The following is a 3,348-nucleotide window of genomic DNA, read 5'->3' on the forward strand; positions in this document are numbered from 1 at the left end:
CCGGGACGCCCTGCTCACCGCCCGCTTCGGCAGCGGCGAACGCGCCCTCGTGCTCGTCGCCGTCGCGACCGGTGCGCGCGCCACCCCCCGGGCGCACCGCGCGGCCGACGAGGTCTGCCGGTGGATCGGCCGGGCCGTCGGCCGCAGCCACGCCCGCCTGGTCGACGACATCCGGGCCGCCCGGCGCGGCGACCTCAAGTCCGGACTCAACCGCCTCACCGACCGCAGCCTCGGCCGGCTCCGCGCCCACGCCGTCGAACAGGGCCTCGAACCGGACGCCTACGCGGCCAGCCTCCGCTGCCTGCTGCTCACCGCCGACCCCGAATGCCGCACCCGGGTCTTCTTCGGCGTCGGACCCGGCGGACTGTTCCGGCTGCGGGACGGCGAGTGGCAGGACATCGAACCCCGGGTGGCCGACGTCCGCGGCGCACCGGTCCTCGGCTTCGGCTCGCCGCCCCCCGAGACCCCCCGGGGCGACCGCCTCACCATGGACCTCGGCCTCCCGGCGCCGCCCAGCGCCTACGAGCCCTCGCCCACCCTCACCGACCTGCCCGAACCGCCCCGCGAACCCTTCCGTTTCCGCACCTCCATAGCCCGGCCGGGTGACGCGCTCCTGATGTGCAGCGCCGGGCTGGCCGACCCGCTGCGCGGCGAGGAGGACCTGCGCGCCCACCTGGCGGGCCGGTGGTCACGCCCCGAGCCGCCGGGCCTGGCGGCCTTCCTCGCCGACACCCAGGTCCGCGTCAAGGGGTACGCGGACGACCGTACGGCGGTCGCCGTTTGGGAGGCGTGACAGGCCCCGGTGTGACTTCATGGAACCCGGAGGGTCCGCCGGGAGACGAAGGGGCACACGGGAGTCATGGCCAAACAGAACGTCGCGGAACAGTTCGTCGACATCCTGACCCGCGCGGGAGTCAAGCGCCTCTACGGCGTGGTCGGCGACAGTCTCAACCCCGTCGTCGACGCGGTGCGCCGCCACTCCGCCATCGACTGGATCCACGTCCGGCACGAGGAGACCGCCGCCTTCGCGGCCGGCGCGGAGGCCCAGATCACGGGCCGGCTCGGCGCCTGCGCGGGCTCCTGCGGGCCCGGCAACCTGCACCTCATCAACGGCCTGTACGACGCCCACCGGTCCATGGCGCCCGTGCTCGCCCTCGCCTCCCACATCCCCTCCAGCGAGATCGGCCTGGGCTTCTTCCAGGAAACCCACCCGGACCGGCTGTTCAGCGAGTGCAGCCACTACAGCGAGATGATCTCCAGCCCGCAGCAGATGCCCCGGCTGCTCCAGACCGCCATCCAGCACGCCGTCGGCCGTTCCGGTGTCAGCGTCGTCTCCATGCCCGGCGACATCGCCGACCAGCCCGCCCCGGAACAGGCCGTCGAGACCGCGCTGGTCACCTCCCGGCCGACGGTCCGTCCGGGTGACGCGGAGATCGACCGCCTCGTCGACCTGATCGACGGCGCCGAGAAGGTCACCCTGTTCTGCGGGGCCGGCACCAAGGGCGCGCACGCCGAGGTCATGGAGTTCGCCCAGAAGATCAAGTCGCCGGTCGGCCACGCCCTGCGCGGCAAGGAGTGGATCCAGTACGACAACCCCTTCGACGTCGGCATGAGCGGCCTGCTCGGCTACGGCGCCGCCTACGAGGCCACCCACGAGTGCGACCTGCTGATCCTGCTCGGCACCGACTTCCCGTACAACGCCTTCCTCCCGGACGACGTGCCGATCGTGCAGGTCGACGTGCGGCCCGAGGTGCTCGGCCGCCGCTCCAAGCTGGACCTGGCGGTGTGGGGCGACGTGCGCGAGACGCTGCGCTGTCTTACCCCGCGCGTGCGGACCAAGGACAACCGCACGTTCCTCGACCGGATGCTGAAGAAGCACGCCGACGCGCTGGAGGGCGTGGTGAAGGCGTACACGCGGAAGGTGGACAAGCATGTGCCGATCCACCCCGAGTACGTGGCGTCCGTGCTGGACGAGGTGGCCGACGACGACGCGGTGTTCACCGTCGACACCGGCATGTGCAACGTCTGGGCGGCCCGCTACATCTCGCCCAACGGCCGCCGCCGGGTGATCGGTTCGTTCTCTCACGGCTCGATGGCGAACGCGCTGCCGATGGCCATCGGGGCGCAGTTCACCGACCGGGGCCGGCAGGTCGTCTCCATGTCGGGCGACGGCGGATTCAGCATGCTGATGGGCGACTTCCTCACCCTGGTCCAGTACGACCTGCCGGTGAAGGTCGTGCTGTTCAACAACCACTCCCTGAGCATGGTCGAGTTGGAGATGCTGGTCGCCGGACTGCCCTCGCACGGCACCGCCATGAAGAACCCGGACTTCGCCGCCGTCGCCCGCGCCTGCGGTGCCCACGGGGTGCGCGTGGAGAAGCCGAAGGAGCTCGCCGGGGCCCTGAAGTCCGCGTTCCGCCACAAGGGGCCGGCCCTCGTCGACGTCGTCACCGACCCCAACGCGCTGTCCATCCCGCCGAAGATCAGCAAGGAGATGGTGACCGGCTTCGCGCTGTCCGCCTCCAAGATGGTGCTGGACGGCGGCGTCGGACGCATGGTGCAGATGGCCCGGTCCAACCTGCGGAACGTGCCCCGGCCCTGACCGCGCGGCGGGCCGGGGACGTCACCCGGACCGGCGGGCCCAGCGGCGCCCGGAGGTGTCGTACTCGTAGTGCGGCAGGCCCTCGATGCCGCTGGTGCGGAACGGGCGGCCCCCGTCGTCGACACGGACGGTGCCGGTGCGGCCCTGGGACGACCAGTCCAGCTCCAGGTACCAGCGGCAGTCGCAGGCGTCGGTCCGGGCGGTGACCAGCAGCACCTCCGGGTCCGTCGCCGAGACCCGGTAGGGCATCCGCACCGCCGGGACCGGCGTGCCCGCGTCGTTCCCGGCGACCGGCCGGGCCAGCGGGCGGTCCTTGTCCAGGTCGACGTCGAAGTACCGCGGGGTGAGCGCGCCGCCGCACCCCTGGTCCATGGCGTAGGCGTTGCCCGCCGCGGGGGCGTCCCGGCCGACCACCCGCACGCGCAGGGCCGTGAGGACGACGGCCGTGTCCGACGTGCCCTGCACGGACAGCTCGACGAGCGTCTCGCCCCCGTGGACCGCCCGCTGGGCGCCCGCCCAGACCCCGGCGTCCTGCGGAGCCGGGGGCGGCGGCACCCGCTCCGGCGGCGCGTCGACGACGTAGTCGTGCCCGCAGCCGTACGCCCACGCCTGGTGGTTGACGGTCCAGGTGAGCGGCGTGCCCCCGGGTGCGGTGGTCCGTGCCGGACCGGTCGCCGCGGGGGCGGAGCCCCGCCCCGCACCCGCCGAGGCGGACGGCACGGCGCCGTCCGCCCCGCCGGAAGCGG

The 3,348-nt window shown here is 73.4% G+C and carries 2 protein-coding genes and 1 pseudogene; 2 read left to right on the forward strand and 1 reads right to left on the reverse strand.

What is annotated here, in order from left to right; genetic code table 11:
• On the forward strand, positions 1–793 hold a 793-nt coding region (locus G3I53_RS11835; protein WP_164438313.1), incomplete at its 5' end, for a protein phosphatase 2C domain-containing protein.
• 66 nt (positions 794–859) lie between these two features.
• The gene (locus tag G3I53_RS11840) at positions 860–2,602 is read left to right on the forward strand and encodes a pyruvate dehydrogenase (protein ID WP_164333225.1); all 1,743 of its coding nucleotides are present in this window, start codon (positions 860–862) and stop codon (positions 2,600–2,602) included.
• A gap of 21 nt (positions 2,603–2,623) precedes the next feature.
• On the opposite strand, the pseudogene G3I53_RS11845 reads toward G3I53_RS11840, so the two are convergent.
• Positions 2,624–3,348 (reverse strand): annotated as a pseudogene (locus tag G3I53_RS11845) (transcriptional regulator); the annotation flags it as partial.

This window comes from Streptomyces sp. SID14436 (assembly GCF_010548465.1).
In the GTDB taxonomy this organism is placed as follows: domain Bacteria; phylum Actinomycetota; class Actinomycetes; order Streptomycetales; family Streptomycetaceae; genus Streptomyces.